The sequence below is a fragment of the Cypionkella sp. genome, assembly GCF_028290025.1.
GTDB lineage: Bacteria > Pseudomonadota > Alphaproteobacteria > Rhodobacterales > Rhodobacteraceae > Cypionkella.
Genome location: NZ_JAQGKQ010000017.1, coordinates 1 through 6,000, shown reverse-complemented (window position 1 = coordinate 6,000; position 6,000 = coordinate 1). Strand labels below are relative to the sequence as shown.

Genomic DNA, 6,000 nt, shown 5'->3' with positions numbered 1-6,000 from the left:
TCGGCTTCACACGCCTACGATTGAGAGGTTTGCGTGGGGCGGAGGATGAATTCCTCCTCGCCGCCACCGCGCAGAACCTAAAACGTTTGGCAAAACGGGTCCCTGCGTGAGGCCAGAGCGGCCCTCCAAGAGCGCACGTTAACTCAACCAAAATCTCATCAAATTCATACGGTTAAAATGGCGCTAAAGCGCCTCCTACAACATATGGTAGGTCGAGTTTTTCACCTATATCGACCGTTTTTGACCACATCATTTTGCCTAGAGATTTGTGCCCTACGGTGAATGGCAGCGATGCGAACCTAGCCGCCGTTCGCTTCTGAAACATGAGAAGAGACTAAAGCGCGGCTTGACCGAACTGGTGGACGGAACTTAACCCGTTGAGCTCCGATCACCGCTTAATGACTAATTGCGTGTGTGCCGGAGTCAGCGCGTCATTTTGAAAATCGGCTTCGTAGGGCAAAATTAATTTGGCGTCATGTCACATCCTGACCAGCTGCCTCGTCATCTCTATGCAAGCAACAGGAGTGCAAGATGAAGATCGTGGTGATTGGCGGGACCGGTTTGATCGGGTCCAAGACGGTGCAGGCCCTGCAGGCGCGCGGGCATCATGTTTCGGGCGTGGCACCCTCGACTGGGGTGGATACTTATACTGGCGCAGGACTAGAGGCCGCATTGCAGGGGGCCGAGGTGGTGATCGACCTTGCCAACTCGCCCTCGTTCGAGGATTTGCCGGCGATGGACTTCTTTCAGACAGCCGGGCGCAATCTGCTGGCGGCGGGCAAAGCTGCCGGGGTTAAGCACCACATCGCCCTGTCGGTGGTAGGTACGGCCAAGCTGCAAGACAGCGGCTACTTCCGGGCCAAAAAGGCGCAAGAGGATTTGATCCGCGCATCAGACCTGCCCTATACGATCATCCACTCGGCGCAGTTCATGGAGTTTATGGGTGCCATCGCCCGCGCGGCGGCCGTCGGAGATGAGGTTCATCTGTCGTCGGCGCTGATGCAACCGATCCTGTCGGATGATGTGGCGGCGGCGGTAGCTGATGTGGCCGAAGCCGCCCCGGCGCGTGGTCTCGTCGAGATTGCCGGCCCTGATCGCGCCCCGATGAGCGAATTTGTCGCGCGGTTTCTCACGGCTGCGGGCGATGCGCGCAAGGTAGTGGTCGATCCCTCCGCGCCCTATTTCGGCGTAGTGTTGAAGGAGGCCGATCTAGTGCCTGAAGGTGCGGCACGTCTGGCACCGACTGGGTTTGATAGCTACCTCGCCCGCGGCGAGTTCCGGCTGTGAGGCTCTATTACGCGCCTTTGGCCTGCAGCCTTGCCGATCACATCGCCTTACACGAGGCTGGGGCCGAGTTCACTCTGGTGCGGGTGGACATGCGCACCAAACAGACCGAGAGCGGGCAGGACTTTCATCAACTCAACGCCAAGGGATACGTTCCGACGCTTGTGCTGGAAGAAGGCGAGATTCTAACCGAAAACATCGCAGTGCTGGACTGGCTGTCCAGCCAATTCGAAGCGCTGGCCCCACAGGGGCCAATGGGCCGCACCCGTCAATTAGAGGCGCTGGCATTCATCTCGACCGAGATCCATCGGGCTTTCAAGCCTATGTGGCATGGCGGCACTGACCGGGATCGCGCCAAGGCGGCGGCCACCGTGATCGCACTCCTGACTATGATGGCGGACAGCGTGCAGGGAGAGTATCTGTTTGGCGACAAGCTGTCAGTGGCCGATTGCTATCTGTTCGTCATGTTGCTCTGGGCGGAACGGTTTGAGGTCGCTGTGCCGCCAGTCTTGGCCGGTCTGCGCGACCGAATGCGGGCGCTGCCTTCGGTGCAACGGGCGATGGCTACGGAAGGGTTGCAGTAAGAAACGACCCGGTCGGAATCTCCGACCGGGTTAATGCCTTTGCATCCCCTCCAGTTTGTCGGGATTGCGGGTGATATAGATGTTGGCGATGCGTTCGCCGTCGAACTCCAGCGCGGTGGTCTGCAAGACCCCGCCGAGCCGGCAGACAAAGCCCGGCAGCCCGTCGATGGTGACCAGCCCCAGAAACTCGCTTGGTCCGAATTTGCGGGCCACGCCCAGAAACATTCGTTGCGTCTGATCGCAGCCACGGATGGTTTTGTAGGATTGCACCTTTCCGCCGCCGTCGGAATGCACCGCGACATCCTGCGCCAGCATTGCCCCCAAAGCCGCGGCATTGCCGGACTCGCACGCATCAAAAAAGGCGCGAGCCAGCGTTTCCGCGCGATCACGCGGAATATCCTGCCGGGGCCGGTCGAGCCGCACATGCGCGCGGGCGCGGCTGGCCAGTTGTCGGGTCGCAGTAGGGGTGCGGTCGATGATGTTGGCCACCTCCTCCATTGGCTGCCCAAAGACGTCATGCAGTAGGAAGGCCGCGCGCTCCAGCGGCGAGAGCCGTTCCAGCGCCATCATCAGGGTAAGCGTCAGGTTGTCGGGGCGCATCGCATAATCCTCCGGCTCGATTAGAGGCTCGGGCAGCCAGGTGCCCGGGTAGGCTTCGCGCCGGGTTCGGGCGGATTTCATCTGGTCTAGGCAGAGCCGCGAGACCACTCGGGTTAGCCAGGCGGCGGGTTCAAGGACCGCAGCGTGGTCACTGCGGTGCCAGCGCAGGAATGCCTCTTGCACAACATCCTCTGCCTCGTGGCGCGAGCCGAGCATCCGGTAGCCAAGGCGCATCAATCGGGAACGCTGCGCCTCGAACGCCTCTATGCTGCGATCAGGCGGCATGGGGCAGTTCGGTCGGATGCGCGGCGCGGAAGCCGACCTGAACCCGGTTCCACATGTTGATCGCAGCGACGGCCATTGACAGCCAAGCGCGCTCGTCCTCGTTGAATTCGGCCTTAACCGCCTCCCAATCCGCCTCCGGTGCGCCGGTTTGGGTCACCAGTGTCAGCGCCTCGGTCCAAGCGAGCGCGGCACGTTCGCGGGGTGAATACATCGGACTTTCTCGCCAGGCGACCAGCATATGCAGGTGCAGCGGCGCCTCACCATCTTTTAGCGTTTCGGAGGTATGCAGGTGGATGCAATAAGCGCAGGCGCTAATTTGGTTGGCGCGCAGCTTGATCAGATGCAGCAAAGTTGCCTGCAGCGGCCCAGCCCGCAGCGCGGTTTCCAGCACGAACAGCGGCTTGAACCCGGCTTCGGCGCGCTTGAAGTAATCGGTCATGCGGGGTGTCATCGGTCTCTCCTTCTCGATCAGACACCAGCATGACGAGGCCGGATAGCGGAATGTGACATGGAAGCCAGATTACTTTTGAGCGATTCAGCCGCGCGGGAAAAAACTGCCGTCGTCATCCGAGCCGTGCCGTACGACCGAAGCCGATCCGTCACGATTACTTCTAGCCGACCCTGGCGCCTCATTGATTTGTTGAGGAATTCAGCGCTGCGGTTCAGTGAGGCAACTTCGTGACGAAGCATTCGATGACCTCGTCTTCTGATCGGTGGCCAGCCACAGGTGGTGGGGCTCGCCGCTGTCCTTATGAACACTCGTCAATATTCCAGCGGTCGATCCACCGAGTTCGAGTCAGATCGCCGCGGCGGTCGCAATCGCATCAACGAGTTGTTGCGGCATTGTTATTCGCCGCAGCGTCTGCGGTGTCGACGGCAACGCTGACTGACATGCCGGGCGCAAGACGCTTGGCCAGATCTTGCCCAGGATCGAGTTCGATATGGACCGGAATGCGTTGCGCGATCTTAGTGAAGTTGCCGGTCGCGTTGTCTGGCTTCAGGACGCTGAATTCGGAGCCGGTTGCCGGCGATATCTGGGTAATATGTCCAGTCAGCTTCGACTTCGACAGCGCGTCGACAGTCAAAGATGCACTTTGGCCGATCTGCATCAGGCCCAACTGCGTCTCCTTGAAATTTGCGACGATCCAAGTCTGCGGCGGCGTGATCGAAGTCAACTGCGTCCCTGCCGAAACGAACTGGCCGAGGCGTGCGGATACCTCGCCGAGCTGGCCATCGAGAGGAGCCACGATCTTGGTGTTCTGGAGATTGATCCTGGCGAGCTGGGCGGCGGCCTTGGCACCATCGACGGCAGCGACGAACCCGTTCCTGGTGCCTTCGAAGCTAATTAAGTTCAACTGCGCGATATTGACCGAGGCCTGAGCCTCTGCGACGGCAGACTGCGCCTGCACCAGTGCAGCTCTGCTTTGTTCACCCACGGACTCTGCGGAAAGCCCTTTGTTCGTCAGCGAGACGTTGCGGTCGAAATCCGCCTGCGTTTTGTCGAGTGCTGCCAGTGCGGCCGAAAGCTGAGCTTGCGCCAGTTCTATGCTCGCCTGCTTCGCCCTTCTGTTGCTCTCGAAGTTCTCGAGGTTATTCTCTTGCTGAGCAAGTGAGGCTTGGGCTTGGGCAAGCTGCTGCTGGTATGTCCGATCATCCATCTGAACAAGAAGATCGCCCTGCTTGACATTTTGATAATCAGTCACGGGCACGGATGCGACATAGCCCGCCAACTGTGGAGCAATGAGTGTCACACGCCCTTTCACATACGCATTGTCAGTGCTTTGAACGGTAGAGGTGAATGGTGGCAACTGCCATGCGTAGAGAATCGCAAGGACGCCGATGACGCCGGCAAGGAGCACCAGAATGGTTGCTTTCGATGTGAAGAATTGGGGGAAGCGCATTTTTGGGACCCGTAGTAAATGATCAGTTTGGCTGCTGTAGACTTGCGACATCGGCTCTGCGCAACGAGGACCACCCCAGTTGAAGAAGGAGCAGGCCCGCCGTCAGTACCGCGGCACCGGTGACCAGCAGAAACATGTCGTTGTATGCCAACACGTAGGCCTGCTGCGTGGCCGCCTGACCAAGCATAGTCAGACCACGAAAGTTGCGTTCCGTCTCATCCGTGAGGACGCGCGAAAATGCGCCGCCATACTGCTGTATCCGCAGAGCGACTTGGGGATTGAGAAGCGTCACGTTCTCTAGCAACATGTTAGAATGAAACTGCTCACGCAGCGTGACGAAGGTGCTAAACACGGCCGAACCAATCATCCCCCCCAGGCTCTGCGTCGACAGGAATACGGTCACGAACGAGAGGATGTATTGCGGACCCTTTGCCATTGCTTTACCAAAGCCCGTGAGCAGCGCGGGAGGCAAGAACAACGCCGATGCTGCCCCGATCATTGCCTGACTGAGATAAAACTGCTCGGGACGGCTCAGCACTGTCGAATGGGAATCGAGCCACGAGCCGGCTGCAATCAAGCCAAGGGCGAGCAAGTGGATTGCCGCAGTCCGCTGTGGCTTGATTATCAAAGCGAGTCCGGCAGTCGCAAGAAACGTCGAAACGCCTATGATGCGAAATAGCGGGATCAGTTGCTCATTTTGAATGCCAAGGCTGGTGAATAAGCCCGTCACCCCGACTGACTGCTCGGACAGAAGTAGTCGGAACAGCATCAACACGCCCGCGAAATTGAGCATATCTCGGGTTGCAAGCCAGTGAAGGTCGATCATGGGGTTCTTTCGGTGCAACTCATGGACAGCCAGTAGTGCCAGGCTGGCGATGCTGATAGCGAGCAGCACGCCAAGCCAAGGCGTTTCGAACCACCAATAAGCACGACCCATCGATAATACGATCACGAGCGAGCCGGTACCGATGAACAGCAGCGGAAAGCTGATCCAGTCATCCCTGTCGAAGACTTTGCTGCGCGGCGGATGGGTTAGAGGAAGCAGGTAGATAACTGCTAGGGCAACCAGCGCCAGACCGACTTCAAGCAGGTACAGGCCGTGCCATCCCCCAAGTTGCAAAAGGTCCGGCGAAATCATCCTAGCAAGGGGCAGCGCCATGCCGCTGCCGAGCAAGCCAAAGCAGATCCCGATGCTCATCTTCCGGGCCGGCGGAAGCCATTCCAGCATGTAGTAGAAGGCAAGGGTACTGAGCGGCGCAGCCGCAATCCCCATTATGGCACGCACAAGAACTGCGGACTGAAGATCGTTCGTGAATAGGTGAGCGACCACCGCAGCGACGAATACG

6 protein-coding genes are annotated in these 6,000 nt (G+C 59.1%); 2 read left to right on the top strand and 4 right to left on the bottom strand.

Going from position 1 to position 6,000, the window contains the following annotated elements:
* The first annotated feature begins 531 nt into the window (after nucleotides 1–531).
* Entirely contained in the window at nucleotides 532–1,287 is a 756-nt protein-coding gene (locus tag JWS10_RS02340) for an SDR family oxidoreductase (protein WP_299504367.1), read from the top strand.
* The gene (locus JWS10_RS02335; protein WP_299504366.1) at nucleotides 1,284–1,868 is read left to right on the top strand and encodes a glutathione S-transferase C-terminal domain-containing protein; all 585 of its coding nucleotides are present in this window, start codon (nucleotides 1,284–1,286) and stop codon (nucleotides 1,866–1,868) included. The genes JWS10_RS02340 and JWS10_RS02335 overlap by 4 nt, the downstream gene beginning before the upstream one ends.
* Nucleotides 1,869–1,898: 30 nt before the next feature.
* On the opposite strand, the gene JWS10_RS02330 is transcribed toward JWS10_RS02335, so the two are convergent.
* From JWS10_RS02330 to JWS10_RS02315, 4 genes are all read right to left on the bottom strand, one after another.
* Nucleotides 1,899–2,753: a sigma-70 family RNA polymerase sigma factor gene (locus tag JWS10_RS02330; RefSeq protein WP_299504365.1), complete on the bottom strand. Its 855-nt coding sequence runs from the start codon at nucleotides 2,751–2,753 to the stop codon at nucleotides 1,899–1,901.
* A complete protein-coding gene (locus tag JWS10_RS02325) occupies nucleotides 2,743–3,204 on the bottom strand; it encodes a carboxymuconolactone decarboxylase family protein (protein WP_299504363.1) in 462 nt (153 codons plus the stop codon). The genes JWS10_RS02330 and JWS10_RS02325 overlap by 11 nt, the downstream gene beginning before the upstream one ends.
* Nucleotides 3,205–3,577: 373 nt before the next feature.
* Nucleotides 3,578–4,654, bottom strand: coding sequence for an HlyD family secretion protein (locus JWS10_RS02320; RefSeq protein WP_299504361.1), 1,077 nt, complete (start codon nucleotides 4,652–4,654; stop codon nucleotides 3,578–3,580).
* 22 nt (nucleotides 4,655–4,676) lie between these two features.
* A partial coding sequence (locus tag JWS10_RS02315; RefSeq protein ID WP_299504359.1) for an MFS transporter occupies nucleotides 4,677–6,000 on the bottom strand: 1,324 nt, incomplete at its 5' end.